At 46.6% G+C, this 24,816-nt stretch carries 30 protein-coding genes; 10 read left to right on the top strand and 20 right to left on the bottom strand.

Features of this window, described 5'->3' with window-relative positions; all coding sequences use genetic code 11:
* Positions 1-40: 40 nt before the first annotated feature.
* From BC343_RS08570 to BC343_RS08550, 5 genes are all read right to left on the bottom strand, one after another.
* Positions 41-2,821 carry a TonB-dependent receptor gene (locus tag BC343_RS08570; RefSeq protein WP_238381730.1) on the bottom strand — a complete coding sequence of 927 codons (2,781 nt, stop codon included), beginning with the start codon at positions 2,819-2,821 and terminating at the stop codon, positions 41-43.
* Between the two features lie 128 nt (positions 2,822-2,949).
* The gene (locus tag BC343_RS08565; protein WP_078347360.1) at positions 2,950-4,152 is read right to left on the bottom strand and encodes a glycosyltransferase family 4 protein; all 1,203 of its coding nucleotides are present in this window, start codon (positions 4,150-4,152) and stop codon (positions 2,950-2,952) included.
* Between the two features lie 13 nt (positions 4,153-4,165).
* Complete coding sequence (locus tag BC343_RS08560; RefSeq protein WP_078347359.1) at positions 4,166-4,345, bottom strand: hypothetical protein; 180 nt, start codon at positions 4,343-4,345, stop codon at positions 4,166-4,168.
* Between the two features lie 76 nt (positions 4,346-4,421).
* Positions 4,422-5,114, bottom strand: a complete 693-nt coding sequence (locus BC343_RS08555) for an ankyrin repeat domain-containing protein (protein WP_078347358.1) — start codon at positions 5,112-5,114, stop codon at positions 4,422-4,424.
* A gap of 198 nt (positions 5,115-5,312) precedes the next feature.
* Positions 5,313-5,882 (bottom strand): RNA polymerase sigma factor, encoded by a 570-nt coding sequence (locus tag BC343_RS08550; protein ID WP_078347445.1) that lies wholly within the window; start codon positions 5,880-5,882, stop codon positions 5,313-5,315.
* A gap of 409 nt (positions 5,883-6,291) precedes the next feature.
* Between BC343_RS08550 and BC343_RS08540 the strand changes: the two genes are divergently transcribed.
* A complete protein-coding gene (locus tag BC343_RS08540; RefSeq protein WP_078347356.1) occupies positions 6,292-7,842 on the top strand; it encodes an NAD(P)/FAD-dependent oxidoreductase in 1,551 nt (516 codons plus the stop codon).
* 164 nt (positions 7,843-8,006) lie between these two features.
* Here the strand turns inward: BC343_RS08540 and BC343_RS08535 are convergent, their stop codons facing one another.
* The 7 genes from BC343_RS08535 to fumC all read right to left on the bottom strand — a co-directional run bounded on the left by BC343_RS08535 (position 8,007) and on the right by fumC (position 12,442).
* The gene (locus BC343_RS08535) at positions 8,007-8,504 is read right to left on the bottom strand and encodes a DUF3347 domain-containing protein (protein ID WP_078347355.1); all 498 of its coding nucleotides are present in this window, start codon (positions 8,502-8,504) and stop codon (positions 8,007-8,009) included.
* A complete protein-coding gene (locus BC343_RS08530) occupies positions 8,501-8,914 on the bottom strand; it encodes a putative toxin-antitoxin system toxin component, PIN family (protein WP_078347354.1) in 414 nt (137 codons plus the stop codon). The genes BC343_RS08535 and BC343_RS08530 overlap by 4 nt, the downstream gene beginning before the upstream one ends.
* Positions 8,904-9,128, bottom strand: a complete 225-nt coding sequence (locus BC343_RS08525; protein ID WP_078347353.1) for a hypothetical protein — start codon at positions 9,126-9,128, stop codon at positions 8,904-8,906. The genes BC343_RS08530 and BC343_RS08525 overlap by 11 nt, the downstream gene beginning before the upstream one ends.
* A gap of 28 nt (positions 9,129-9,156) precedes the next feature.
* Entirely contained in the window at positions 9,157-9,597 is a 441-nt protein-coding gene (locus tag BC343_RS08520; protein WP_078347444.1) for a low molecular weight protein-tyrosine-phosphatase, read from the bottom strand.
* 77 nt (positions 9,598-9,674) lie between these two features.
* The gene (locus tag BC343_RS08515) at positions 9,675-10,469 is read right to left on the bottom strand and encodes a S1/P1 nuclease (RefSeq protein ID WP_078347352.1); all 795 of its coding nucleotides are present in this window, start codon (positions 10,467-10,469) and stop codon (positions 9,675-9,677) included.
* A 1-nt stretch (position 10,470) separates the two neighbouring features.
* On the bottom strand, positions 10,471-10,995 hold the full coding sequence (locus tag BC343_RS08510; protein WP_078347351.1) for a hypothetical protein: 525 nt from the start codon (positions 10,993-10,995) through the stop codon (positions 10,471-10,473).
* A 49-nt stretch (positions 10,996-11,044) separates the two neighbouring features.
* The gene (gene fumC / locus BC343_RS08505) at positions 11,045-12,442 is read right to left on the bottom strand and encodes a class II fumarate hydratase (RefSeq protein WP_078347350.1); all 1,398 of its coding nucleotides are present in this window, start codon (positions 12,440-12,442) and stop codon (positions 11,045-11,047) included.
* A gap of 193 nt (positions 12,443-12,635) precedes the next feature.
* Between fumC and BC343_RS08500 the strand changes: the two genes are divergently transcribed.
* Positions 12,636-13,259 carry a LytR/AlgR family response regulator transcription factor gene (locus tag BC343_RS08500; protein WP_078347349.1) on the top strand — a complete coding sequence of 208 codons (624 nt, stop codon included), beginning with the start codon at positions 12,636-12,638 and terminating at the stop codon, positions 13,257-13,259.
* 51 nt (positions 13,260-13,310) lie between these two features.
* On the opposite strand, the gene BC343_RS08495 is transcribed toward BC343_RS08500, so the two are convergent.
* Positions 13,311-14,135 (bottom strand): N-acetylmuramoyl-L-alanine amidase, encoded by an 825-nt coding sequence (locus BC343_RS08495; protein ID WP_078347348.1) that lies wholly within the window; start codon positions 14,133-14,135, stop codon positions 13,311-13,313.
* A 25-nt stretch (positions 14,136-14,160) separates the two neighbouring features.
* On the opposite strand from BC343_RS08495, the gene BC343_RS08490 reads away from it, so the two are divergent.
* The gene (locus BC343_RS08490) at positions 14,161-14,520 is read left to right on the top strand and encodes a hypothetical protein (RefSeq protein WP_143822113.1); all 360 of its coding nucleotides are present in this window, start codon (positions 14,161-14,163) and stop codon (positions 14,518-14,520) included.
* Positions 14,521-14,587: 67 nt separating this feature from the next.
* Here the strand turns inward: BC343_RS08490 and BC343_RS08485 are convergent, their stop codons facing one another.
* Complete coding sequence (locus BC343_RS08485) at positions 14,588-15,001, bottom strand: DUF4476 domain-containing protein (protein ID WP_078347346.1); 414 nt, start codon at positions 14,999-15,001, stop codon at positions 14,588-14,590.
* Positions 15,002-15,188: 187 nt separating this feature from the next.
* Between BC343_RS08485 and BC343_RS08480 the strand changes: the two genes are divergently transcribed.
* Complete coding sequence (locus BC343_RS08480; RefSeq protein WP_143822112.1) at positions 15,189-16,232, top strand: AAA family ATPase; 1,044 nt, start codon at positions 15,189-15,191, stop codon at positions 16,230-16,232.
* Positions 16,233-16,296: 64 nt separating this feature from the next.
* Entirely contained in the window at positions 16,297-17,382 is a 1,086-nt protein-coding gene (locus BC343_RS08475) for a DUF6371 domain-containing protein (RefSeq protein ID WP_078347345.1), read from the top strand.
* A gap of 5 nt (positions 17,383-17,387) precedes the next feature.
* On the opposite strand, the gene BC343_RS08470 is transcribed toward BC343_RS08475, so the two are convergent.
* Positions 17,388-18,248, bottom strand: a complete 861-nt coding sequence (locus BC343_RS08470) for a DUF3427 domain-containing protein (protein WP_143822111.1) — start codon at positions 18,246-18,248, stop codon at positions 17,388-17,390.
* Between the two features lie 178 nt (positions 18,249-18,426).
* Positions 18,427-18,792, bottom strand: coding sequence for a CoA-binding protein (locus tag BC343_RS08465; RefSeq protein WP_078347343.1), 366 nt, complete (start codon positions 18,790-18,792; stop codon positions 18,427-18,429).
* 727 nt (positions 18,793-19,519) lie between these two features.
* On the opposite strand from BC343_RS08465, the gene trmB reads away from it, so the two are divergent.
* Together trmB and BC343_RS08455 are read left to right on the top strand one after the other, a co-directional pair.
* Positions 19,520-20,167, top strand: a complete 648-nt coding sequence (gene trmB / locus BC343_RS08460; protein ID WP_078347342.1) for a tRNA (guanosine(46)-N7)-methyltransferase TrmB — start codon at positions 19,520-19,522, stop codon at positions 20,165-20,167.
* A 6-nt stretch (positions 20,168-20,173) separates the two neighbouring features.
* Entirely contained in the window at positions 20,174-20,506 is a 333-nt protein-coding gene (locus BC343_RS08455; protein ID WP_078347341.1) for an MGMT family protein, read from the top strand.
* Here the strand turns inward: BC343_RS08455 and BC343_RS08450 are convergent.
* From BC343_RS08450 to BC343_RS08435, 4 genes are all read right to left on the bottom strand, one after another.
* The gene (locus tag BC343_RS08450) at positions 20,463-20,873 is read right to left on the bottom strand and encodes a hypothetical protein (RefSeq protein ID WP_078347340.1); all 411 of its coding nucleotides are present in this window, start codon (positions 20,871-20,873) and stop codon (positions 20,463-20,465) included. The genes BC343_RS08455 and BC343_RS08450 overlap by 44 nt on opposite strands.
* A gap of 435 nt (positions 20,874-21,308) precedes the next feature.
* Positions 21,309-21,713, bottom strand: coding sequence for a hypothetical protein (locus tag BC343_RS08445; RefSeq protein WP_078347339.1), 405 nt, complete (start codon positions 21,711-21,713; stop codon positions 21,309-21,311).
* Positions 21,714-22,144: 431 nt separating this feature from the next.
* Entirely contained in the window at positions 22,145-22,510 is a 366-nt protein-coding gene (locus BC343_RS08440) for a VOC family protein (RefSeq protein ID WP_078347338.1), read from the bottom strand.
* Entirely contained in the window at positions 22,507-22,890 is a 384-nt protein-coding gene (locus tag BC343_RS08435) for a VOC family protein (RefSeq protein WP_078347442.1), read from the bottom strand. Before BC343_RS08435 ends, BC343_RS08440 begins: the two co-directional genes overlap by 4 nt.
* Before the next feature lie 102 nt (positions 22,891-22,992).
* On the opposite strand from BC343_RS08435, the gene BC343_RS08430 reads away from it, so the two are divergent.
* From BC343_RS08430 to BC343_RS08420, 3 genes are all read left to right on the top strand, one after another.
* Entirely contained in the window at positions 22,993-23,337 is a 345-nt protein-coding gene (locus BC343_RS08430; protein ID WP_078347337.1) for a carboxymuconolactone decarboxylase family protein, read from the top strand.
* A 104-nt stretch (positions 23,338-23,441) separates the two neighbouring features.
* Positions 23,442-24,041, top strand: coding sequence for a hypothetical protein (locus tag BC343_RS08425; RefSeq protein ID WP_078347336.1), 600 nt, complete (start codon positions 23,442-23,444; stop codon positions 24,039-24,041).
* An 82-nt stretch (positions 24,042-24,123) separates the two neighbouring features.
* Positions 24,124-24,678 carry a DNA-3-methyladenine glycosylase I gene (locus BC343_RS08420; RefSeq protein ID WP_078347335.1) on the top strand — a complete coding sequence of 185 codons (555 nt, stop codon included), beginning with the start codon at positions 24,124-24,126 and terminating at the stop codon, positions 24,676-24,678.
* Positions 24,679-24,816 lie beyond the last annotated feature (138 nt).

Here is a 24,816-nt window from a genome sequence, read left to right as displayed (position 1 = left end):
GTTAAGCCAATGTTACGTAAGTGATAACAAATAGCCTCCTTTAGAATGTATAATTAAATGATAATGAGTAAGTTGAGCCAATATTGTACTTCCTGAAAGTATACCCCGTACCCGATGGGATATAAGGCTTTCCATCCAATTCATATTGGAAGTTGTAGTTGTTTGCCAGTATATCTGTAGCGCTTAATTTAAACTCGCCTTTGTTTTTAAATACCTTATAAGCTACCTGGGCATCAAGCACATTTCGCGGCATTTCGTACACGCTCGAGAACCTTGCACCACCTGCCAGGAAGATGCGTTTGCCAAGGCGGTTGAACAGCACGTTAACCGATAACTTGTTATCCAATTCGCTGTGTGTTAAGCCCGCGTTGATTACGTATGGCGACTGCCCAACCAGCTGGCGGGTTTTTTCTAACCTGGTAATACCATCATCCGGGTTGGTAACTTTCGATTTGTTGATAGATACGTTGGCATAAGCCGTAGTATTTTTCATGAATTTGCTATCGTTAACAAAATCGAGGGCTTTGCGTGCCTCTAACTCGAAACCGTATACATAAGCCGATTTAGAGTTGAAGTAGCTGATAGTTGTAGTAGAGTTACGGTCGTCAAAGTTTGGCTCGATAGCGTTCTGGAACCTTTTGTAGAATGCAGATACCGAGAATATTTGGCCGGCAGCGGGGTAAAACTCGTAACGGATATCGGCATTATCAATGCTGGTACGTTTCAGGTTCGGTTCACCCTGTACACTTGCAAGCAACTCATAATCATAATACGAGAACAGCGCCAATTCCCTAAACTCGGGGCGGGCAACTGAGCGGTAGTACGATGCACGGAAGTTAGCTTTCGGAGTTAAGGCATAAGTAAAGTTTACCGATGGCAGGAAGTCGGTAGTATTCAATTTAACTTCCGGCTTGGTAGGGTCAAGCGTTTTCAGGTCCAGATCGAATTTTTCAACGCGTAAACCGTATACTAAACGTACGGCTTCGCCCATTTTGCTATCCAACATAGCGTAACCGGCATTGGTGTAGCTATGGCCGTTGTACCTGTCAGACAGGTTAGAAAGCTCCTGCAGATCGTAAGCACCGGCAGAGATAGCACTTGGGCCAAACAATGTTTGAATAGGCCTTTGCAGTAAAGCATCAAAATCTATGTTTTGGTTAGAGCGGTCGGCCAGCAAGCCAATAAAACGAGCGTTAAAATTCCTGTCGCGGTATTGAGAATTTACACCCAGTTTTAAAGTGCTTGATTTGAACAAGCCAACCGGCATAGAGTAATCTACTTTACCTGAGTAGATGTTTTCTTTCAGATAAGAGAATAAACGTGCGTTCTCTTTACCCAAACTTTCTACAGTAGCAATATAAGGGTCGCCGGCGTTGTTCTGTTTGTAATTTACTTTACGCTGATCGGGCTGATCGTTAATGATGTTACTGAAACCTAAGTTCCATTTTAGTTTAGATTTTGCGCCCAAACCGTGATCACCTTCCAGCGTGCTTTTAAACAAGCCTTTCTCCAGCATATCATAAGCGTAGAAACGGTTATCGTTAGATGAAGTAGCGGTGTTAGAGCCTGTGCGGTAAGTGAACTGGTCATCAAGAATACGATTGTACAAGTTCTTTAAAGTGATCTTGCTCTTACCAAAGCTGTATGCAAAGTTTGCCAATGCACCAATGTTGGTAGAGAATTTATTCAGTTGGCTGGTATAATCGTAGTTATCGTAACGCTGTATATAATTTGGCGTTATGTTTTGGCTGTTGCGGTAAGTAAGGGATACAGTTGTACCAAAACGATTCTTGTTTTTACCAATCTCGGTAATGTTACCCACGGTTACCTGGTAGTTTTGCGTAGGCAGGGCCTTTGAGCGGTAGATACTAAAGTCATTGTTCAGGCTGCGCGCCGATTGTATCTCCTGCGCTTTGGTCAACTGGTTGTTTACAATGCGATCGGTGCTTGGGAAATTGCTCACCAATGCGCGGCTGCCATCATCAAAACCAAAGTAGTCGCTTGTAGCGCGGTAACCGCTCTCGAAATCTTTAAAGGTACTTTTGGTGTTGTAACCTGCGCCCACACCAATGGTAACAAAGTTTTGATCGGGGATGTCTTTGGTCAGAATCTGTACGTTACCTCCTGCAAAATCGCCAGGAAGATCGGGGCTTGCGGTTTTGCTGATAATGATATTATCGATAAGGTTAGAAGGAACGATATCGAACGAAAAAGCTTTACGGTTAGGCTCGGTACTTGGCAGTGGCGAACCATCAAGCGAAGCGGTGTTGTAGCGGTCGCTCAAACCACGTACTACAACGAATTTATTATCCTGTATGGTAGTACCGCTTACACGTTTCAACACGTCGCTTGTGCTTCTGTCAGGCGAGCGGCGTATCAATTCAGAAGAAATACCATCCGAAATAGAAACACTATTCTTTTGAATAGCATACAGCGCGTTTACCGATTCCTGGCGATAAGTAGCTTTAATAACTACCTCGTTAAGCGCTGTTGTTGCCGACGCAGACATGGCTACATCTAAAGGAGTAACAGCGTTGGCTTTTACTTCGATATCCGATATCGATTTTGCCTGATAGCCAATGTAGCGTACCAATATAGTGTAACGGCCCGGCGCAATACCGCTAAGCGAGTAGTGGCCTTCCACGTCGGTGGCAACACCTTTGGTGGTACCCTGTATGCTTACAGTGGCGCCAATTAAAGTTTCGCTTGTTTTTTGGTCTATAACCTTACCGGTTATTTTACCGGTATTTTGTGCCATTAGGGCGCTGGCATAAAATGTTGTAATAATAGCTACAACGGTTGCGTAGATAATTTTTTTCACGTGTGTGGTTTTAATCACCGCAAAAATATTACCCACGTGTTAGCGATGTGTTACCAACACATTACCATAACATAGCCATTGCATTACCAAATTGTTAACAGCCACAAGTGCGGTTATATAAGCCGCACTTATACAGCAGCTAATATTTTCCGCTCGGCAAGTAATGCCAAATCGTCGAAGTAGCGTGTGGCGAGTTCGTTCCAACTAAAGCTTTGGCTATACGCCAGCCCTTGCTTTACAAAATGCGCGCGAATAGCATCATCTGCCAACAATAAGTTAATTTTATCGGCATAGCCCTGTGCATTATAAGGTTCGCATTTAAAACCGTTTACACCTTGCTCAATAAAATCGGCAGAGCCGCCGCCATCGGCAATAACGCAGGGCAGGCCAGATGCCATTGCCTCTAACACCACGTTACCATAAGTTTCGGATACGGAAGGAAACAAGAAAACATCGGCAGAAGCGTATAGCACTGCTAACTGGTTATGCCCTACTTTACCCGTAAAAACTGCATCGGGCATGCGGCTTTTGCTGGCCTTTGCTGCAACGCCATCGCCGGCTATTACAAAATTTACGCGCGGGCCTTTTTGTTTAAAAAGGTCATAAACCGCAAAAAGTGTTTCGAGGTTTTTTTCCCATACCAGGCGGCTGGCAAATAAAATAGTTGGCAGGGTATTACCGGTGAGCTTATGCAAGGCGGCTTTATCTCGTTTAGCGGGCGAAAAAAGCTGCGTATCTATCCCACGCTTCCATAATTGCATGCGGTTGGGTTTTACCCCCATTTCGCTCAATTCGCCGCGCATACTTTCAGATGGTACGTATATTTTACTACAACGGTTATAAAAGCCACGATGATTGGCTTCAACCATACCCTTGACCGGGCGTATCAAAAAAGGCGCGTATTTAAAATAATAATCAATGTAGGATATAAAGTGCGTGTGGTATATAGAAATAACGGGCACCCTGTGGGCCGTAGCGTAGTTAAGGCCAAACACCCCGAGCATTGATGGCGTGGCAATATGTATAACCTGCGGTGCAAATTGTTGTAAGGCTTTTTTTACTTTATGCTCGGCAAGGGCAGGCAGGGCAAGGGAATAGCCCGGGCTGGGTAATTTAAGTGTGGGTACTTGTATGCTCTCAAAACCATCAATAGCATCGGGACCATCACCATAAATAAACAGAAACTCAAACCTGCTTTTATCTATACGGTTTATCAACTGGTACATGGTGCGCACGGCACCATCCAGCCCTTCGGTAAGTATTTCGGCAAAAAAGGCTACCCTTATGCGGGCGGCAGGGCCCGGCTCGTAAGCAGGCCACTCATTTATCATAGTTGCTCCCTTTTTAAAACGGCACCGGATGGCTGCGGCGGCCCTTGCGGCGTATCTTGTACTGTAATTTTTCTTCTTTTGATAAAACTTCTTTTGATGAAGCCTCTTTTTTTGGCACGCGCGTGGCCGCCCAAATTATAAATGCAGCTATAGCCAGCATTACCAGGTCAATTGTGCTGTATCCCGCTTCCATAATTGTAATGTTTTAACTACCATAAAGGTAGCGGCTTAGTTTTACGGCGTTGTTAACTTTCTATTATGATATAGTTTTATACAAACAGATGAGAAAAGGCATCGGGCCGCTGCCGGGCTGCCATGCTTTTTGGCGATGCGCCTTCGTTGTTTTGCAGGCTGCTATCAGCGCCATGTTGCAGCAATAACTTTATAAATTCAAGGGGGTATTTTTGTTTTACGGCAATGTGCAGGCTGGTGTTACCCTTACTATCGGCAGCGTTAACATTGGCGCCATTTTGCAGCAACCATTCGGTAACAACAAAACGCTTCCACCCTACTGCCGAAAGCAGCGGGGTAACGCCAATGCTGCTATCGTCAATATCGGCACCGTGTTGTTTAAACAAGACGGCAGCTTCGGCATCATCGTACCAAACAATGGCGAACATGCAATTTTGCGGATTGGCGCCATTTTGTAAAAGCCAGCTGTAAAGCGTTTTGTTGCGCCCGCGGGTGTAGGCATACCACACCGGCCGCGCCGGGAAAGAGCCACAGCCATCCTTTATTTGATGAACGGCATCAATAGCCATCCCTTTATCAATAAAAAGCTTCAGCATTTGCAGGCTAAGTACTTCTTTACCCAGATGCTTAGCTATCACAACGCCGCATAAATAATGCAGGGCATTTTTGCCATCGTCCTCCTGCCAGTGCACCAATTCGGGGTGCTTGGCAAGCAGTTGCTCAATGGCAGCTATATCCAGGCTTTTTATGGCGGTGATAAATTTATTCATACGCTGATATAAAAGTAATCACAAAGCACTGATAATAAAAAGCGCAGTTATTGTCGGGAAATATATCGGGGGGGGGCGAACGAAGCAGGGCGTGGGGGAGTTTGCCGCTGACGTTGATCTATTGATCGTGCCGGCGGGCATGCCGGTTAAAAGATCAATAGATCGGTGTACTTAAGGTCGATCTTAGGAGAGTAGAAATTATCCTACCAGGCAGCGCAGTTCGCGGGTTGCCAGTTGGTTCAGTTTATCTTTCAAAATAGCACGGGCGCGGTGTAATGTAGTGCGCGATAATAATTCGGACATACCCAGCGTGCTGCCAATCTCCTGGTGCGAGTAACCTTCAATGGCATACATATTAAAAACCGAGCGGTAAGTGGTTGGCAAGGCCTGCACCATTTTCATTAGCTCCTGTGCTTCTAAACCATTACCATTGCGGCTGGTGCTTACGGGTATATTCTCTTCAGCAAAATCATCAACCAATACCATGGTTTTTGCTTTGCGGTAACGAGAGATAGCGCTGTGAACCATAATGCGGCGTATCCACCCTTCCAGGCTGCCTTCGCCACGGTAGTTCTTCATGTTTTTGAACATTTTGATGAAGCCCTCTTGAAGGATATCCTGTGCTTCATCTTTATCTTTTGCGTAGCGCATGCAAACGGCCAGCATTTTAGGGGCAAGCATACGGTACAACTGTTCCTGTTGTTTCCTGTCGTTCTGTAAGCATCCTTCCCAAAGGGCGCTTAGTTTTGTGTCGGTGTTCGGTGTCATGGCGTGATATTGTAACTGTTTGGATATATGCCAAAACTCAACCATTTTTATAAGTAATTAATTATCAATTACTTAAATTTAAAAGAAGATTTAAAACCGTCCGCTTCCGTACAGTACATCGTTCTGTACCGAACGCCAATTGATATTGATCATTTTAAGTATTGTGTTTGATTTAACCGCAAAGGCCGCAGAGAAAAAACGCAAAGAGCGCAAAGATTTTTAAGCGGATTTGAATCTGTAATTGCCTAAATAACTACGATCATAAGCAATAACTTTGCGGACTTTGCGGACTTTGCGCTCACTACCTTGCAAATCCTTTGCGTTCTTTGCGGTAAAACTTGCCGCCGCACTAATCACCCTGCAAATCATTATCTTTGCCCTACATCCGGGATAAAAACCCGGCAACACCATGATAAAAGAAGCAGAAATTGTTTGCCCTCCCGGGCAGCACGAAGACGAAGCCGTTTTAACCACACTGGCATCAACCGCTACCAACACCCCGCAGAAACGTATAAAAGGCATTAAAATACTCAAGCGCTCTATTGATGCGCGTGGCCGCAAGGTGGTTTACCGTATGCAAGTCGCCGTATACATCGACGAGCCTTTTGTGCCCGAAGTTTATAACCACGAGTATAAAAACGTGAAAGATGCCCGCCGCGTTATTATTGTTGGTGCAGGGCCAGCCGGTTTATTTGCCGCGCTGCAATGCATCGAACAAGGTTTTAAACCCATCATCCTCGAGCGCGGCAAAGACGTAAAACAACGCCGTCGCGATCTGGCGAATATCAATAAACAAGGCTTGGTAAACCCCGAATCGAACTATTGCTTCGGCGAGGGTGGCGCGGGCACTTATTCCGACGGTAAGCTTTACACCCGCAGCACCAAACGCGGCGATGTTACCGGCGTACTGAAAACCTTTGTTGCCCATGGCGCTACCGAGGATATTTTAGTAGACGCCCGCCCGCATATAGGCACCAATAAACTGCCGCAGATCATCACCGCCATGCGCGAGAGCATCCAAAATGCAGGCGGCGAAGTGTTGTTCGACACCAAAGTGACATCGCTATTGGTGGAGTTCGGTAAGATAAAAGGTGTGCAATTAGCCGATGGCGAAAAGCTGTTAGCTGATGCCGTGATATTGGCTACCGGGCACTCGGCGCACGATGTTTTCAGGATGCTGCATGCGCAGGGCATTTTGATAGAAGCAAAACCTTTTGCCCTTGGTGTACGCATAGAACATCCGCAGGAAATTATAGACCGTGCCCAATACCATTGCGAATACCGCGGGCCCGACCTGCCCCCATCCTACTATAACCTGGTAGAGCAGGTAGACGACCGCGGCGTATTCTCATTCTGCATGTGCCCCGGCGGTATTATTGCCCCCTGCGCTACTGCGCCCGATGAAATTGTAGTGAACGGCTGGAGCCCCAGCAAACGCAATAACCCCTTTGCTAACAGCGGCACCGTGGTACAAATAAACATGGAAGACGTGAAAGGCGACATGAACGACCCGTTCAGGATGCTGAACTTTCAGCAACAGGCAGAGCACCTTGCCTTTAAAGCTGGTGGTGGTAATTTGGTTGCACCGGCACAAAGGATGGTGGATTTTGTGGAAGGGCGTGTATCATTCGACTTACCCGAAAACTCTTACCTCCCCGGCTGTAAAAGTGTAGACCTGCTGGAAGTATTACCCGACTGGGTACATGCCCGCCTGCGCAAAGCCCTGCCCGTTTTCGGGCGTAAAATGAAAGGGTATTACACCAACGAGGCGTTAATGGTAGGTGTAGAATCGCGCACCTCATCGCCCATAAAAGTGCCGCGCGACAGGGAAACTTATCAGCACCCGCAAGTAGCCGGTCTATTCCCCTGCGGGGAAGGTGCTGGTTATGCCGGAGGTATTATATCTGCCGCTATTGATGGGGTGAATTGTGCGAACGGGGTGAAGGCGTATTTGGGATAAAAATCCCACCCGATGTCATTTCGAACCATGAGGCGAGGGGTTGGTGGGGAAAGGGGTGAGAAATCTTGTTGGATATGCAAATCCACTATGCATAGCGTTCGTGTATTATCCAACAAGATTCCTCGTCGCTTCGCTTCCCTCGGAATGACAAAGTTATTTTAGTTCTATTTACCCGCCGCCTTTATAGTAGCTGTAACCTTACCGCATTCCATCATATCCTCGCCGTAGTAAGGGTTGCGGATATCGGTAGATTCACTAAGCCATGATGCTTTTTTCATGGGGCAATATTGCTGGTAAAGCGGTGCACTGTTCAGGTTCAAGCCTGATAATAGCGAGTACATATTTTTTGATAAACTTTCGAAATGCTCGCGCTGGTGGTCGATAACGGTTGTTTCGCTAATGTGGCGGCTATCAAATTTTAGTTTGATAGCATAAGCGTTAAAGGTTTTCTGCTGTGCAGGCTGCAAGGTTTTTACCGGGAAGGCTGTTAAGCTGTTCAGCAACTGCGCCGATTTACTTTTGGCCAACTCGGCATTACCATTCACCAATGCCTCTTTCAGGCTGATGTAATGGCTTGCCAGTTTATCTACATTGTTTATTTGCTGCGCGCCGGCGGTTGCTACGCTGAACGCGAAAATGAGGCTTAAAAAAAGTGCTTTCATGAGTATTGCTCTAAAAATTGAGTTGGTGTAATAATTGGTATCTCTTTGAATGGGTTCAATATTAACAAGTCTGTATCGCCAGATATAATGCACTCCGCATTCCAATCAAATGCTAAGTTCAGGAAAATATTATCTTTCACATCCCTGCAGTCCGTAAAGTTGCTTGTGGTTACCCGTATCGTTGCTTCTTTTTCAACCCGCTGAAGATATACCAAGCGGTCTTCTAAAGAGATATATTTGTCGAATTTCCGCCGCATCAAAACAAGCGAGAGCTCGTTTAAGGTTTCATTTGAAAACAATAGCTTTCCAACCCGCCTTGCTTTATCAACAGCCTTTTTGGGATTTGAAGTATAAGCAATAGATGCGCTGATTAAAGTGTTTGTATCAAAAACAAAGAACTTATTCTTCATTCAACAGTTTATTCAAAACATTCTCTGTTAGCCCGTTTGCTTCCGCTTTACGACCAAAGCGTTCTAAAAAATCCGAAAAGTCCTCATCACTGTTATCTACAACACTGTTTAACGCGCGGCTTATAGCATTTGAAAACCCAACTTGCTCTTCTTTTGAAATGTGCTGCCAATTTCGGGCAGCGTTATCATCAACTTCCAAAATTATCCTATCCATAACATTTGGTTTTACTCAAATATACGAATTACTTGTTTTTATATTGCCTGATAATTTCTTTGCAGCCCGCTTCTATCAGTTTAAAAACAGGCGCAAACTGGGTGTCGTCATAATACGGGTCGGGCACAATGTCGTTATCCAACAGCAGCCTCACTTTGGCGCGCTGGCGGTCGTTACGGGCTTTTGCCATTATATCGCTCAGGTTATTGCGGTCCATCACCAGTATCAGGTCGAACTCATCGAAATCCGTGGGGCGAAAAACGCGGCAAACCTGTTTACTGATATCAACGCCCTGGTCGGCAGCGGCACGGATGGAGCGCCTATCGGGCGGCGAACCTACGTGCCAATGCCCCGTACCGGCAGAGTCAACCTGCCAATCTAAACCTTCTTTATCGGCCAGGTGCTGCATTATCCCCTCTGCCAGCGGCGAACGGCAAATATTGCCCAGGCAAACCATTAGTATCTTCATGTGGGGTGAGTGGTTGATTGGGTTGATTAGGTGAGTAGTTAGAAAAGCAACCATTCACCTAATCAACCATTCTCCATTTAACCAAAAATCTGATTCAGCACCCCGGCAAGCCTTACGCCGCCTTGCAGTAAACGCTGGTTTACTACGCTGATAAATTTAAAATTGTAGGTGTAGCCGCTTATTTTATCGCCGTCTTTTGAGTAGGCGTAAATGTCCTGGCATATCTTGTTCGATTCGTACAGCCATTGGCTGATGGGGGCTTTTTGCCACTCGGCGCGTTGTGCCGCAGTGCTGAAGTTTATGGCAGCCGCGTATTCGGTATAGCTCATCTGCTGAAAATCTATCAGTTGCGAATCCCAAATAGTATGCAGGTTGGTAGGGTTATTAAACCAGGTAACCTTTACATCGTTACCGCCCCTGTCAAAGCTGTGCGCAGTATGCATAGGCTGGTGGATATCCTCAATAAGGTGGATAAGCATGTGCAGGTTAAAGAATTTCTGCTCCTGGGTAAGGTTCTTTTTCTTGAATTCGCCCATCAGGAATACCAGTTTGGTGTAGGCATCCGTAACGGTATCGGTTTTCAGGTATGCCTGCATTTCCGATGGCGTGTAGCCTTTATCAAGGTTGATGTAGTGCCAAACCTCGGTGTATTTATAATCGGGGTTCGAGCGTTCAAAATCTGCCCAGTTACCCGCTAAGGCTAAGGATTCGTTACCCAGGATGGCTTTAATAGCTGCCTTTGCTTTTGGCGTAAGGTAGCTTTCGGCAATTAGCCCGGTGATGCGGTGCCCTTGTGTGCCCCATGCAAAACTTGTTGCCGGGAGGTAAATAATGGCGGCGGCCAGTAACAGCTTTTTAAATAAGTTCTTCATATTAAAGTGGTTTGGGGATGCAAGTACTGCGTTTTATCAAGCGCCCGTTAAAGGGGATAACGCTTGTTGTTGGAAAAAATTGAATTACCGAATCTGTTTTTTTGCGTAGCGTAAACACCTCGTTGTAATTACCCGAGCGGAAACAGCCGCCCTCGTTTTTGTAACTGAAATCGGCATTGCAGAACAAGCCTTTCAGTTGCAGGGTATCGTGCATTTGGCGGTACACGCCCTTGGCATACTCTGCCCACTGCCCGTTCTTCACGCAGCTATCGGGGTAACCGCCATTAGCTTTGCTGTGATAGTTAACACTCACAAAAAACGAATCGCAACTGAAACGGAAGTGATAAAGCGAATAGTTGAGCAATTTCTTCTGCAAAGCAACGGTATCCTGCTGCCACTCGCCCTGCAAAGCCGCTTCGCCGGGTTTTTGCATATTAGGGTTGAACTTGCAGGCGGTTTGCAGTAGGCAGTTAGCAGTTAGCAGTAGCGTAAAACCCAAAAAGTATCGGCGGAAAGTTTTCTGCATATTAAACAAAAAAGCCCCTCTCCTTTCGGAGAGGGGTTTGGTATAAGGCTTATTTTAGCGAGCCTATCATATTTTCGGGGCGAACCCACTCGTCGAATTGCTCGTTGGTAAGCAAGCCTAAACCTATGGCAGCTTCGCGAAGCGATAAGTTCTCTTTCAGAGCTGTTTTAGCAATTTTAGCTGCATTATCGTAACCAATGTGCGGGTTAAGGGCGGTTACCAGCATCAGCGAGTTTTCGAGGTGTTTTTTAATACCATCGTAGTTCGGCTCTATGCCCAGGGCGCAATGGTCGTTGAACGATACGCAGGCATCGCCAATTAAACGTGCCGACTGTAAGAAGTTTGCTGCCATTACGGGCTTAAACACGTTCAGTTCGTAATGCCCGTTGCTGCCGCCTATCGAGATAGCAACATCGTTACCCATTACCTGTGCAGCTACCATAGTAACCGCTTCGTTTTGGGTTGGGTTTACTTTACCCGGCATAATTGATGAACCCGGCTCGTTATCCGGAATGTGTATCTCGCCAATACCCGAACGCGGACCTGAAGCCAGCATGCGGATATCGTTAGCAATTTTCATTAACGATACGGCTATTTGTTTCAAAGCACCATGGCTTTCTACAATAGCATCGTGCGCTGCCAAAGCCTCAAATTTATTTTCGGCAGTGATGAACGGCAGGTTGGTGAACTGTGCAATGTACTCGGCAACTTTTACATCGTAACCTTTAGGGGTGTTAATGCCTGTACCCACGGCAGTACCGCCAAGGGCAAGCTCGCTAAGGTGGTCTAAAGTATTACGCAGGGCTTTTAAGCCATGGTTTAGTTGCGATACATAGCCCGAGAACTCCTGACCCAAAGTAAGCGGCGTAGCATCCATCAGGTGCGTGCGACCAATTTTTACCACAGTTTTAAAAGCTTCGCTTTTTGCCTGCAGGGTATCGCGCAGTTTTTCGACGCCCGGGATGGTAACATCGATCAGTATTTTGTAAGCAGCAATGTGCATTGCTGTGGGGTAGGTATCGTTAGATGATTGCGATTTGTTTACATCATCGTTCGGGTGGATAAAGGTTTTGCCTTCGCCCAGTGCATTGCCCTGCAATACATGCGCACGGTTAGCCACTACCTCGTTCACGTTCATGTTAGATTGTGTGCCCGAACCGGTTTGCCAGATCACCAACGGAAACTCGGCATCCAGTTTACCTTCTAATATCTCGTCGCATACGGCGGCTATCAGGTCGCGTTTTTCGGCAGGGAGAACGCCGCAATCGGTATTGGTGAAGGCGGCTGCCTTTTTCAGGTAAGCAAATGCTTCAATAATCTCCTTCGGCATCGAAGCCTCGGGACCAATTTTGAAGTTGTTGCGGCTGCGTTCGGTTTGTGCGCCCCAGTATTTGTCGGCCGGTACCTGTACCGCGCCCATGGTATCATATTCGGTTCTGAAACTCATATTGATAGTATGTTTTGCGGGGGCAAATTTATGGTTTTAAATGGGTTTGAGCCATTAGCAATAAAATTAATACAGTGTTTTAAGGCACATTTCTGCCCCAAATAGCTATTTTACTAAGCCAATACGGCAACTTGCCAATCGGCATTTTTTTGTTGTGCCTTTTCACCTCATTCTTGCATAAATATTCAGAACTATGAAAAAGATCTTACTTGCTGTTTACGCGCTGGCTACGTTTATCATTATTGCCCTGCATTCGCAAACCATCCCATTTATTTTAATGATGGTATTTATATTGCTCGCTTCCGTTTTTTACTATCGCCAAAAAAAGCGGCAACAAAATGAGTTTAATGAACTAACGCTGCAAAAAGATGCCGCTACTTTACAGCTGCAACATATGAACAAGCAGCCCGATTCGCAAGTACTATTCTCTGCTTTGGCGGGCATACAGAGCCAGATCATCCAAAACGAAATAAGCAAATTCGCCACTAAACCAGCCCCCCGTGTAGCATTGCCCCTATTTAACGAAACACGTTACGTAGCAGTCAATGATATTGTAAGATGCGAGGCTGACAATACTTACACCAAATTTATGCTGATAGGCGGCGAAGAAATACTGGTATCTAAAACCTTAAAAGAATATACCGATGTATTAAGCGAGCATCTGTTTGTGCGCACGCATCAATCGCACCTGGTGAATACTTTTCACGTTAAAAGCTGGCTGCGCGAAGATGGGGGCAGTTTATTGCTGAACGATGGAACCAAAATACCTGTAAGCAAATTAAACAGGGATAAGGTAAAAGAAATATTAAAAACATAGTCGCCGCAAAGCATGGCTATCTGCTCCCCCTTCAGGGGGCTGGGGGGCAAACTAATACTTCCTATACACATTATACAACACATCCATATCGCAGCAGCTGAGCACCGGCGAATCATCGGATTGTACAAAGTGGCGTTTAAAGGCGCTGATGGCGGCGGGGAGGTTGCTGGTATCGTAACCTATAAGCCTTAGGGCGGTTACATAGTCGAAGCCTTCGGGGGCGGGTTGTTGCTCTACATCTGCCCATTGCCCGAAACCCTTTTGAGCCAGCAATGCCCAGGGGAACAGTATACCCGGGTCGGGTTTGCGGGGTGGGGCTATATCGCCGTGACCAATGAAGTTATTGGTGGGGATGTTATACACCTTTTTTAATTGCGCCAGCAGCAGCAGCAAGCTGTTCATTTGCGCCGGGGCGAAGGGCTGCTTGCCGGTATTATCCAGTTCGATACCGATGGAGCAGCTGTTCATATCGGTAACGCTTCCCCATTTGCTGATGCCCGCATGCCAGGCGCGCAGGTAGTCGTTCAGCATGTGTACTATTTTGCCATCCTTACTTATCACGTAATGCGCGCTCACCTGCGGCTTCACCAGCGTGAAGGTTTTCAAGGTTTGCGCCAGCGAATCCTGCGCGGTGTAGTGTATAATAACATAGTTGGGCTTCCGCAGGTTAAAGTTTACAGTGCCCACCCATTCGCTGGCAATAGGTTTACCCAGGCTATCCAACAGGGCAACGGTGTCCTGCTTTTGCACCACGGCAATAAGGCTATCGGTTTGGGTGGTGTAAACTTTATTGGTAGCCGCAAAGGGTACTACTTTTTTAGAGCAGGAAGAGAGGGCAATAATAATAACAAGCAGGGGGAAGAGGTAGTTTTTCATGAGCTGTTTGGCATGGTGTGAGCCGATGCGTTTTTGTAACGCCCGTTTAGGCGTAGTGTTTTATAAAGGTAGTAATATTGGCGATGTCGCGGTCGTCTCGTATCGAAAAGCTTTGTTCTTAAATGAGCGCATGGTGCTGCTCATTGCCGCAGGGGCTATTTCTTTTGAAGCACCAAAAGAAACAAAAGTGCTTGCAGCAGGGAGGCTTCTTTGCCGCACCAGCCTTTGCCCTGCAAACCGCGCAGAACCACGGGCTGGGATAATTTGCCCCTTGCTTCGCCGCTCCTTCCCTGCGCTTCTGCAAACAATCCCTATGCCCTTGCAGCCGCACGCGCCCACCACGTTCTGCCCGCTTTCGCCCGAAGCTTCTCTGCTGCCGTTCTAAGAAATCGTTGGTCGATATGCAAAGCATCAAACAATCCTTAAATCAAGCGCATCAAGGTTCAGACAACTCAACGGTCGTGCTTACTCACATAGCTTTCCAGTTCGCGTTTGCTGTCTTCGTCGGCGAAGAGGTCTTTTAGTTTATCGTATTGTTTATAGTCTACGGTGTAGGGGTAGGCAAATTTGGCGCTTACCAGTTTCCCCGGGTCGGCGGCGAACTGTTTGAGCAGCGGGGTGAGCTGTTTGGTGGTAATGCCTTTATCTTTTACGCCGGCGGTTAGCACCAGCACTTTATCGCCGTCGCTGCCTTTTTGCTGCATGGCGGCGAGGATGGCGTGCGCCTGCTCGTCGGGCATGGCTTGTTTAGGGTGTTGTATCTTTTGGTGTACGGGCACCTCGAAACGATGGCGCACCTGTTCGGCAGATAATTTTGCCCCGAAGCTTAAAGCCAGCAACAAGGCGGTGTAAAGTACTTTTTTCATGCAGATGGTAGATAGATGCTTGGTGTAAAGCAACCATTGTACCAAAAATTAGGAAGGGTTTGTGCACGTTGTGTTTGTTGTGCTACACCTTTTTCAGTAGCACAACGTGCACAGTATGCACAACAAGTTATCCACAAGGCGTAAACAGCATACGGGCAAATAATACTTATGAGATAAATAAGTAGATATGCAAAACACCAACAACACACCGCTCCGTATGTCGGTACAGGAGTTTGAACAAAGCGTTAACCAAATGCTGGCTGATGCTGAAAACGAAAACAACGCTTTTATTACCCGTACGGGTGCCGAATGGTTGGAGCACGAAAGCAGCCGCCCAACGCCCAAAAAGCTATTTGGCGAAATATGGCATCAGAACGAATTATGTATTTTGTTTAGCGATACCAATGTGGGCAAAAGTATACTTGCCGTACAAATTGGCGATAGTATTGCCCGGGGCGAAGCTATAGCGCCTTTCACATTTGAGGGCGAGGCGCAGAAGGTAATTTATTTCGATTTCGAACTATCGGGCAAGCAATTTGAGACACGTTATGTAGATGGGGCTAAGCAGCGATACAACTTTGGTGGCAACTTTTTACGTGCCGAACTTAACCACGAGCATATGGTACCCGAAGGCTTTGATGGCTTTGAAGATTATATATGTTATTGTATAGAGCATGAAGTAATAAGGCGTGGGGCACAGATAGTTATTATTGATAATATTACCTATCTGCGTAGCGAAACCGAAAAGGCTAAAGATGCCCTGCCGCTAATGAAGCAGCTTAAAGCCCTTAAAAGCAAACATAACCTTAGCATACTTGCCCTTGCCCACACCCCCAAGCGCGACCGCAGCCAACCCATATCGCGCAACGATTTGCAGGGCAGCAAAATGCTTATCAATTTTTGCGATAGCGCTTTTAGTATTGGCGAGAGTACTAAAGACCCTTTTATAAGGTATCTTAAACAAATAAAACAACGCAACACCGAAGAGCTTTATGGTGCCCATAATGTTATACAATATCAAATAGTAAAGCCTGGCAATTTTTTGCATTACGATTTTATGAGCTTTGGTTACGAGGGCGAGCACCTAAGGCAACGTACGGATGAAAGCCAAAAACAAACCGAAGACGAGATAGTAGACCTACGCAAGCAGGGTTTAACCGTGCGGCAAATAGGCGAGCAGTTAGGCATATCCTTCTCAAAAGCAGCCCGCGTTCTGCGCGACAAAGCCTAAATTCTTGTACTCCCTCTTTTGTGCACCTTGTGCTACGGGTTTTGTGTGACACACCGTGCACAACATGCACAAGCCAATTCAAAACCCCGCCATGCATCGTTACATATTACAACCCTATAGCAGCCCCAGCAGCCGCTACCATTGCCCTGCTTGCAACCATCGCACCAAAACCTTTAGCCGTTATATTGATACACAAACCAACCAACACATTGCCCCGCACGTAGGGCGTTGCAGCCGCGAAGATAACTGCGGATATCATTTTACGCCGAGGCAGTTTTTTGGGGAGTTGATAGTTGATAGTTCATGGATGATAGCAAAGAAGCCCAAAGCCAGATTTTCGGCTATGAACTATCAACCATCATCCATGATCACTTTGGCTATGAACCATGAACTATCACCCATGAGCCCTCCCCTCAACCGCATCCATGCAGATATTGTGAATGATAGCTTTGTAAACTATCACCAAAACAACTTTGTGCAGTATCTAATAAAAAGGTTCGGGTTTAATAAAGCCGACGAGTTGGTGGGGCGTTACCGTATCGGCACCAGTAACCATTGGCAGGGTGCAACCGTGTTTTGGCAGTTGGATATATTGGGGCAGGTGCGTACGGGCAAAATAATGCTTTACCATACCGAAACAGGCAAACGCGTAAAGCAGCCTTTTAACCACATCACCTGGGCGCATACGCTTATAAGTAAGCAGTTGGCATGCTGCGATGGGCAACCCTCGGTAGGTGTGGTGCTACCCAATAATGGGAAAGCGCCAATACCCGCATCCGAACTCCCCAAATTCCATCTTGAGCAATGCCTGTTTGGCGAACACCTGCTTGCCGATGCGCCCTTACATCAACCCGTTGCCATTGCCGAAAGCGAGAAAAACGCCATTATAGGCAACGCCATATTGCCCCAATTTGTGTGGCTTGCAGCCGGTAGCCTGCACAACCTGCAAGCCCACAAATGCATAGTGTTGCAAGGGCGCAGCGTGTTTTTATTTCCGGATGTGAACGCGTACGAAAAATGGGAAAAGCAAGCAACCCTTTTGCGCCAATTAATGCCCGGCACAAGGTTTACCGTATACCGCTACTTAGAGCAAATGGCAAGCGTAACCGACCGCGAAAGAGGGGTTGATTTTGGGGATGTGGTGGGCTGATAGAGTTATATGCCTGGGGCTTTGTACCTGTCTAAGAAAATTATATCTCTATGGTATTCCAAGTATTGGTTATTGCTATCGAAGTGTTTTCTCAGTTTTAAATCGGCAGATAGGTTCAGTTTTTTTGAAAAGCTTTCTAACTCCTTTGCCATTAAAATGTGCCCATTGTTTTCGAAACTAATAAAGCCTTTATCAAACAAGGTATCTAATGTTGGCGTAAGTATTAAGCCATTAAAGGGGTCTAACCGTTCCAAGTTGCTTGAGTCTTTCCACGGTTTTATATGCGATGCTTTAAGAATTTCGGGCACCTTTACATCGGTTATGGCACATGATCCCCATACGTCTAACAAATCCACCCGGTATTTGCCTTGCCCTACTCTACTTAGCCTGAGCGATTGTTTCTCTGTTTCCCTTTCTTGGTAATTGTAAACAGGTTCACTTACCATGTCGGTTCTAACTTCGTCTTGTAGTACGGTGTTAAATACAAACTCAAAAGGCTTGTCCGTTCTGGCAATGTGCTGCTCCAAACGTATTTCACCCATATAGATGAAATCGGTATGGTGTTTATATCTGTAAAATAAATGTATCGGGTGGTTGTAGTAGTCGGCGTTTATGATCCTATTGTTATTTAAACCCTTTTCTTCACCTTCCCAATAAAGAAAATTATCGCTTATGTAATCAACGTATGGGGTAGAAGATTTTTGTTTCTCTTTTGTAACGAACAGAATAATAGCCTTGGAGTTTGCCGGCGTAACTACGCCACGGCTAATTGCCTGCCTGCCCTCGTACCCCCACAACGCAGTCAAGTCATTCCTGCTGTAGGAGTGACCAATAGTTAAACTACTAAATGTGATGTTGATTGCCAAAGGATACTTTATTAGGTACGATTAATAAAGGTATAAAAACTATCCTAAACAATATATGCTTGTGCACGCTGTGCAAGTTGTGTTACTAAACCTGCGTAGCACAACAAGCACAAACGAGGACAGTAACTTTACGTTTTCTTCTTCCGACTTTCCGACTGCGGACTTCCGACTTAAAACCTCAATACTGCCCCACACTCAGCAACACCAGCGTGCAGGCGTAGTCGGTAGCAATGCCGTGTTCGTGAGCCATGCGGCGGAGGTCGGCGTTTTCGGTGCCGGGGTTGAAGATGATGCGCTTGGGTTTGGTGTTCAGGATATAGTCGTACAGCGGCGGTTGGTTTTGCGGACCAACGTACAGGGTAATGGTATCAATATCGGTGTGGATGGTTTCGGGCTTTTCGATGGGTACGCCCGCTACTTCGCCGGTTTTTATACCAACGTTCACAATGCTGTGCCCGTAGCTTACCAGTCGGTTAGCAGCAAGGTAGGCGTAGCGGCTGGCATCGGGCGTAGCGCCAAGTATGAGTGTTTTTTTATTGGGCATGGTGTAATAACGTGCAAGGATATTGAAAAGTTTGCAGTTGGCGGTGGGCGGTTTGCTTTTTACTTTGGGTTTACAGTTTGGCTTTTCGGTTTTGAGGGGGGCTAAAAACTTCGGTGCAAAATGAATGCATTGGCTCGCTCATTCGCCGCGAGGGGGCTTGTTACTTTTTGAAGCACCAAAAAGTAACCAAAAAGTGCTTGCAGCAGAAATGCTTCTTTGCCGCACCAGCCTTTGCCCTGCAAACCGGGCAGAACCAAGGGCTGGGATAATTTGCCCCCTGCTTCGCCGCTCCTTCCCCGCGCTTCAGCAAACAATCCCTATGCCCTTCCCACCGCACATGCCCACCGCGTTCTGCCCGCTTTCGCCCGAAGCTCCCCTGCTGCCGTTCTGAAAGTATCTTTTATCCTTACAAAACAGAAATCAGAGAATCCCAAAATCAAGCGCATCATGGTTCAGAAAAATCCCTATGCCCTTCCCTCCGCACACGCCCACCACGTTCTGCCCGCTTTCGCCCGAAGCTTCCCTGCTGCCGGTTCTGAAAACATCTTCCACCCACCATCGAACCCAGTAATCAGACAATCCCAAAATCAAGCGAATCAAGGTTCAGAAAAAATAGCCACAATCTCCTCTGCGAACCTCCGTGTAACCTCTGCGCCCTCCGTGGTAAAATCGCCGTCGCGTAGCCACCCCACAATCAACTCCAAAAATTTCTTAATTTTGCCCCCTCATGGGAAAAGATAAACTAAGGCGCTTCGCCGAGATAGAGACCTTTAGCAACGTACTACAGCTTGATGAAGGCAAACCTTACCAGGGTAAATGGGCTGCCGACTTCTTTAAGAATAACAACCCTGTAGTGCTGGAGCTTGCCTGCGGCAAGGGCGAATACACCGTTAATTTAGCGCAGATGTTCCCTGAGAAGAATTTTATCGGCATCGACTATAAGGGCAACCGCATTTGGCGCGGCGCTAAAACCGCGCTGGAAGAGGGCGTACCCAACGTGGCTTTTGTGCGTATGCAGATAGAGAACCTCGAAGACTACTTCGCCCCCGGCGAGGTGGACGAGATTTGGATAACCTTCCCCGACCCGCAGCCCCAGCTAAGCCGCGAGAAGAAACGCCTTACCTCGCCCCGCTTTCTGGTTAAGTACCGCAGCCTGCTAAAGCCCGGTGGCTTCGTGAACCTTAAAACAGATAACGACGGCTTGCACGCCTACACTGCCGAAAAAATTGCAGAACTTAACCTGCCCCTCCACGTACGCACCGAAGACCTGTACCACTCCGAATTTGCCAACGAGGTGCTATCTATAAAAACCTACTACGAAAAAAAGTACTTGCAGCATAACAAAAACATTAACTACCTTAAGTTCTCGTTTTAACCCAACATGCCCGACTATAACTTTTACGACAATGTGTACGATGTAGTGCGCCTCATACCGCGCGGCAGGGTAACCAGCTATGGTGCCATAGCTGCGTATTTGGGCAACAAGGGCTCGTCGAGAATAGTGGGTTACGCCATGATGGCGGCAGGTACCGCAAAGCCCCCCGTGCCGGCGCACCGCGTGGTAAACAGGCAGGGTTTGCTAACGGGTAAATTCCATTTCGGTGGCAACACCATGGAAGAGTTGCTGGCAGCCGAGGGTATAGAAGTTAAAGACGATAAGATACAGAATTTTAAGCAGCTGTATTGGGATCCGTCAGTGGAGCTGAGCCTTTAGGGCGGCGTACCATCTTGGCGGCTTCCGAATCGGTGTAATCCGTCACCACGAACATCACCAGCAATATTACAGCGTAAGTAAGCAGGAACGCGCGCGAACGGTCGTCATACCGCAACCAGGTGTAGCACAGGGTTACAATTAATATGCTAACAAAAAGCTCTATCAGCCCGTGCAGCGGCATCGAAAAAAAGCGGAATATAGTAGCGTTGGTATCGGTACAAACGGTAAAAAACAAATGCGCCAGCCCCATGGCGTAAGCAATGCGTCCAAGGTCGTCGGGCATTATGAAAGTAGTGGGCGCCGTCCACAAAAATAGCACTATCAGGTAGTCTACGTAAGCGTGCATGCTGGGGGAAAGTATCTTCATAGTAGTATATCGAACACTAATACGGCGGCAAGGGTAATTTGGTTTTTCTATTAAATAAAAAAATGTGCCTCAAAGTTTCGTTTTATAGTGGTTTGTGTATGCAAACGCAATAAATATTCCTGATGGCTATAGGGTATTAACCATGATTCGCTTGATTAGTGGATTCTCTGATGCGCCTTAAATTCCCTCCCGCGGGGGGGAGGGGTGCGGTAGGTTCGTGCGCAAAGGCAGGGAGGGGTAGCGGTCGTTTGAAAAGCAAATGCAGTAGCTTTTAGCCTCCGCCAGCCCCGCTATCCGCTGCAAGCCCTCGTACCTTCGGGGCTTTCCGCTACTATCGGGTTTAGTTAACGCGGGGCAGTGCAACAAAAAAGGGCAGAATCGCATTACACGTTTCTGCCCGGCTATTAATTAGGGGAATATAAACCAATGTAATATTTACGCCATGGTGCGTGTACCCTGCAACGGCGAGGCATTTTTAAAGCGCCTTGTTTTAGCGGCTACGTCCTTATGGTCGGTAACAAAATTCAGCACGAACAATAGGGTAGCGTAAGTAATATAAAAGGGTTTCATGCGCAGGTCGTACTCGCTCCAGGTGAAGCTCAGCACTACCAGCAGCACACCGGTACAAACCTCTATCAGCCCATGCACCGGCATCGAAAAAAAGCGGAATATACTGCCCGTGCTATTGGTGCAAACCGCAAGTAACAACTGCGCAAAGCCCATCAGGTAAACATATTGGCCGCTACTGCCCGGTAAAACAAAAATGGTAGGCGCTGCCCATAAGAACAACGTCAGCATAAAATCGGCATAAATGTGTTTAGAGGGGGATAGTACTTTCATAAATCGCTCGGTTAAATTGAATAAATTAGTTAGGGGTATTAAATATCTGTAAAGAGTAATACAAACAGCAAGCCAAAGGAGGCATGGCGTGTGGTTAGGCTAATGAGCAAGGCATAGGTATGCGGGCAAAATGTGCCTTCACAGCATCAGGAACGCGGTTTTGCTAACGCAAAAGAAGTGTGTAATGTGGCGAGATGAGGAATCGCGCTAAATCCTATCAGGCTTAAATAGCGTCCCCATAATAAGGCGTTTTCAGGAAATATATCCCCAAGTGGGTTGTCTGAACTCGAATTTTTTCGCGGGTGTTTGTTTTTAGGAGGCGCTCAAGAGGGCTTCGCCGTTTAAGGAATTTTTAGAATTTAACAGAATGGACAAGCAGCCTAACATTCTGCCCATTCATTAAATTCATTTAAAATTCGAGTTCAGGAAATTCAGGCATCTATCTCCAGCAACTCCATCCTGTTGCCGAACGGGTCGATAAAAGCAAAGCGGGTTCTGCCGGGGATGACGGGTTCCTCCACAATTTCAACGCCATTAGCCTCCAGATGCTTACGGGCAGCAGCAATATCAGTAACCTCCATGGCTACATGGCGAATGGTGCGTGGCAGGGCGGGTTCTACACCAATGTGGAGTTGCAGGTCGCCAATATCGAACCAATACCCTTCGGAAGAAAACAAGTGGTCGGGGCGGTAAATAAGTTTTAAGCCCAGCACTTCGGTGTAGAACAGGCGAGCTTCTTCCAGCCGTTCGGGCGGTACGCAAACATGAAAATGGTCGAGCCGTTTAAAGGTTATCATTCCGCTTCGTCTTCGGCAAAAGTTAATACGTAACCGTTATTATCCAATACGGAAAACTCAGTAGCGCCATAAAAGGTTTTCTCCAGCCCCTTCAATACAGTAACTTTTTCTTTTATATCCTCAAAAAAGGCACGGATGCCGCTAAGCTTTATATATAATAACAGCGAGCCACCGTTGCTGCGGTTAATTTCGGGCAGTTCTTCGCCAAGGCTTTCCATGGTCTGGAACATCATGGTAACGCTGCCTTTCACCATCATCACCCAAACAAAGTCAGGCCCTTCTTCGGGTACGCTCATGGCTACTTCAAAGCCAAGTATTTTATAAAACTCGATGGTTTTGGTAATGTCGGCAACAAAAATATTGGGCGAGAGGCTTTCCATAAGGCGGTTAATAAATGGTAAAATTGTGTTTGATGATGCTGATAAAGGTAAAACATTTATACCTTTATTGCTAAATAAAATAGCAAAATAATTAAACCACCTATGGGACAATTGATAGACGATTTTGAAGCCTACCGCAGCAAAATGAACGGCAGGATAATGGAGAGCGCCAACACCAACATTAAGCGTTTCTTCGCCTTAGATACCACCACTTATGCCGATGGCGCCCTCGATGTAAAAACCAAAGAGCTGCTGGGTTTAGTAGCCAGCATGGTACTCCGCTGCGACGATTGCATTAAATACCACCTGGGCAAATGCCACGAAGCCGGCGTAAACCACGACGAAATGAACGAAGTATTTATGATAGCCAATTTGGTGGGTGGCTCTATAGTGATACCGCATTACCGCAGGGCGGTGGAATATTGGGATGAGTTGAATGCACAGTAGGCAGTTTGTCCGCAGGACTCCTTCGGAGCAGTGCGCGGTTAGCAATAGGCAGTTTGGTTTTCTCGAAATATATTCTGTAGCTTTAAAAAGCTAAACCTAACCACATGCGTAGCCGCCGGTTATACCCTTATGTACCTATAGAACTTGCCGCAGTTTGCTCTGCCGCATTTATACTATTGCTTATATACCTATCTGATGCAGGGGGAAGATATACCGAACCTATGGGTATTCAAATGCCCGCATCTACGGGGTTTCGTTGCAGTATTGATGGCTTTGGCGAAGGGATGATATTAGTGGGGCAGGGCAAAGTGATGTTAGATCTGGATAACCGTATCCGCAGGCAAACTTTAATAAATATGGGCAAAAAGCACGGTATGCAATTTACCGCTGCCGAGCTTACTCAATTTGAAACCATAGGTGTGTTTGGGGTGCCTCTCGCGAAGCTAAAGCCCTACCTTGCTGCGTATAAATTTGAGGGTGCTGCATTTTACGCCCAGCAGGGCATAGCAATAAGCCCGCAAGCCAACGAGTTGGGCGATTGGATAGCTTCGGCAAATAAAGCGCACGTTGCAATGAAAGAACGCCCGATAAGGATGGCATTGCTGGCTGACTATCGTACAAATTCTGCACAGATAAAAAGGGTGTTGGATATACTTGTGGAGCGGAAAATTCATCACGTTGCCCTTGTAACCGATACCAAATGACAAAAGCTTTAAAATCTAAAAATATTAGCAAAATATTCTTTTATTGCTAACTTAGGCGGCGAAAAACAAAGCCAAAAAACCTATGTCTACCAAAGAAATAACACGTTGCAGCTGGTGCGGAACCGATGAACTCTACACAAAGTACCACGACGAAGAATGGGGCAAAACCGTTCACGATGATAAGGTATTCTTCGAGTTCCTGACGCTTGAGGCTGCGCAGGCGGGTTTAAGCTGGATAACCATTTTACGCCGCCGCGAAAACTATAGAAAAGCCTTTGCCGATTTTGATGTGGAGAAGGTGGCAGCTTTTACCGACGCAGACCAACAGCGCCTGTTGCAGGATGAAGGCATTATCCGTAATCGACTTAAGGTGTCGTCAGCCATACGCAATGCGCAATTGTTTATGGATGTGCAAAAGGAGTTCGGCTCGTTCGATAAATACCTGTACAGCTTTATGCCGGGCGGCAAGCCTATCACCACCTATCACGGCGCACAAGTAAGCACCCCCGAATCTGATGCGATAGCTAAGGACATGAAGAAACGCGGCTTCAAATTCTTCGGCACCACCATCTGCTATGCCTTTATGCAAGCCACAGGCATGGTGAACGACCACGTGCCTTCCTGTTCGTTTAGATAGTTTTGATTTCACAGATTTCACCGATTCAATTGATTTCACCGATAAAAAATGATGAAGCAGATTTTGCCTCTTCGTAAACATTAATCGTACTTTTGAAAACACGCATCGACGCCTAATTTGAGTAACGACCGTCATCAA

The sequence above is a fragment of the Mucilaginibacter pedocola genome, assembly GCF_002013915.1.
GTDB lineage: Bacteria > Bacteroidota > Bacteroidia > Sphingobacteriales > Sphingobacteriaceae > Mucilaginibacter > Mucilaginibacter pedocola.
The sequence above is the reverse complement of the archived record's forward strand: the minus strand, read 5'-3'. Positions and strand labels throughout refer to the sequence as shown.

Excerpts from the sequence above, each read along its gene's own strand:
- BC343_RS08565 (WP_078347360.1), bottom strand. The coding sequence starts at position 4,152 with ATGATAAATGAGTGGCCTGCTTACGAGCCGGGCCCTGCCGCCCGCATA.
- BC343_RS08560 (WP_078347359.1), bottom strand. The coding sequence starts at position 4,345 with ATGGAAGCGGGATACAGCACAATTGACCTGGTAATGCTGGCTATAGCT.
- BC343_RS08555 (WP_078347358.1), bottom strand. The coding sequence starts at position 5,114 with ATGAATAAATTTATCACCGCCATAAAAAGCCTGGATATAGCTGCCATT.
- BC343_RS08550 (WP_078347445.1), bottom strand. The coding sequence starts at position 5,882 with ATGACACCGAACACCGACACAAAACTAAGCGCCCTTTGGGAAGGATGC.
- BC343_RS08540 (WP_078347356.1), top strand. The coding sequence starts at position 6,292 with ATGATAAAAGAAGCAGAAATTGTTTGCCCTCCCGGGCAGCACGAAGAC.
- BC343_RS08535 (WP_078347355.1), bottom strand. The coding sequence starts at position 8,504 with ATGAAAGCACTTTTTTTAAGCCTCATTTTCGCGTTCAGCGTAGCAACC.
- BC343_RS08530 (WP_078347354.1), bottom strand. The coding sequence starts at position 8,914 with ATGAAGAATAAGTTCTTTGTTTTTGATACAAACACTTTAATCAGCGCA.
- BC343_RS08525 (WP_078347353.1), bottom strand. The coding sequence starts at position 9,128 with ATGGATAGGATAATTTTGGAAGTTGATGATAACGCTGCCCGAAATTGG.
- BC343_RS08520 (WP_078347444.1), bottom strand. The coding sequence starts at position 9,597 with ATGAAGATACTAATGGTTTGCCTGGGCAATATTTGCCGTTCGCCGCTG.
- BC343_RS08515 (WP_078347352.1), bottom strand. The coding sequence starts at position 10,469 with ATGAAGAACTTATTTAAAAAGCTGTTACTGGCCGCCGCCATTATTTAC.
- BC343_RS08510 (WP_078347351.1), bottom strand. The coding sequence starts at position 10,995 with ATGCAGAAAACTTTCCGCCGATACTTTTTGGGTTTTACGCTACTGCTA.
- fumC (WP_078347350.1), bottom strand. The coding sequence starts at position 12,442 with ATGAGTTTCAGAACCGAATATGATACCATGGGCGCGGTACAGGTACCG.
- BC343_RS08500 (WP_078347349.1), top strand. The coding sequence starts at position 12,636 with ATGAAAAAGATCTTACTTGCTGTTTACGCGCTGGCTACGTTTATCATT.
- BC343_RS08495 (WP_078347348.1), bottom strand. The coding sequence starts at position 14,135 with ATGAAAAACTACCTCTTCCCCCTGCTTGTTATTATTATTGCCCTCTCT.
- BC343_RS08490 (WP_143822113.1), top strand. The coding sequence starts at position 14,161 with ATGCGTTTTTGTAACGCCCGTTTAGGCGTAGTGTTTTATAAAGGTAGT.
- BC343_RS08485 (WP_078347346.1), bottom strand. The coding sequence starts at position 15,001 with ATGAAAAAAGTACTTTACACCGCCTTGTTGCTGGCTTTAAGCTTCGGG.
- BC343_RS08480 (WP_143822112.1), top strand. The coding sequence starts at position 15,189 with ATGCAAAACACCAACAACACACCGCTCCGTATGTCGGTACAGGAGTTT.
- BC343_RS08475 (WP_078347345.1), top strand. The coding sequence starts at position 16,297 with ATGCACAAGCCAATTCAAAACCCCGCCATGCATCGTTACATATTACAA.
- BC343_RS08465 (WP_078347343.1), bottom strand. The coding sequence starts at position 18,792 with ATGCCCAATAAAAAAACACTCATACTTGGCGCTACGCCCGATGCCAGC.
- trmB (WP_078347342.1), top strand. The coding sequence starts at position 19,520 with ATGGGAAAAGATAAACTAAGGCGCTTCGCCGAGATAGAGACCTTTAGC.
- BC343_RS08455 (WP_078347341.1), top strand. The coding sequence starts at position 20,174 with ATGCCCGACTATAACTTTTACGACAATGTGTACGATGTAGTGCGCCTC.
- BC343_RS08450 (WP_078347340.1), bottom strand. The coding sequence starts at position 20,873 with ATGAAGATACTTTCCCCCAGCATGCACGCTTACGTAGACTACCTGATA.
- BC343_RS08445 (WP_078347339.1), bottom strand. The coding sequence starts at position 21,713 with ATGAAAGTACTATCCCCCTCTAAACACATTTATGCCGATTTTATGCTG.
- BC343_RS08440 (WP_078347338.1), bottom strand. The coding sequence starts at position 22,510 with ATGATAACCTTTAAACGGCTCGACCATTTTCATGTTTGCGTACCGCCC.
- BC343_RS08435 (WP_078347442.1), bottom strand. The coding sequence starts at position 22,890 with ATGGAAAGCCTCTCGCCCAATATTTTTGTTGCCGACATTACCAAAACC.
- BC343_RS08430 (WP_078347337.1), top strand. The coding sequence starts at position 22,993 with ATGGGACAATTGATAGACGATTTTGAAGCCTACCGCAGCAAAATGAAC.
- BC343_RS08425 (WP_078347336.1), top strand. The coding sequence starts at position 23,442 with ATGCGTAGCCGCCGGTTATACCCTTATGTACCTATAGAACTTGCCGCA.
- BC343_RS08420 (WP_078347335.1), top strand. The coding sequence starts at position 24,124 with ATGTCTACCAAAGAAATAACACGTTGCAGCTGGTGCGGAACCGATGAA.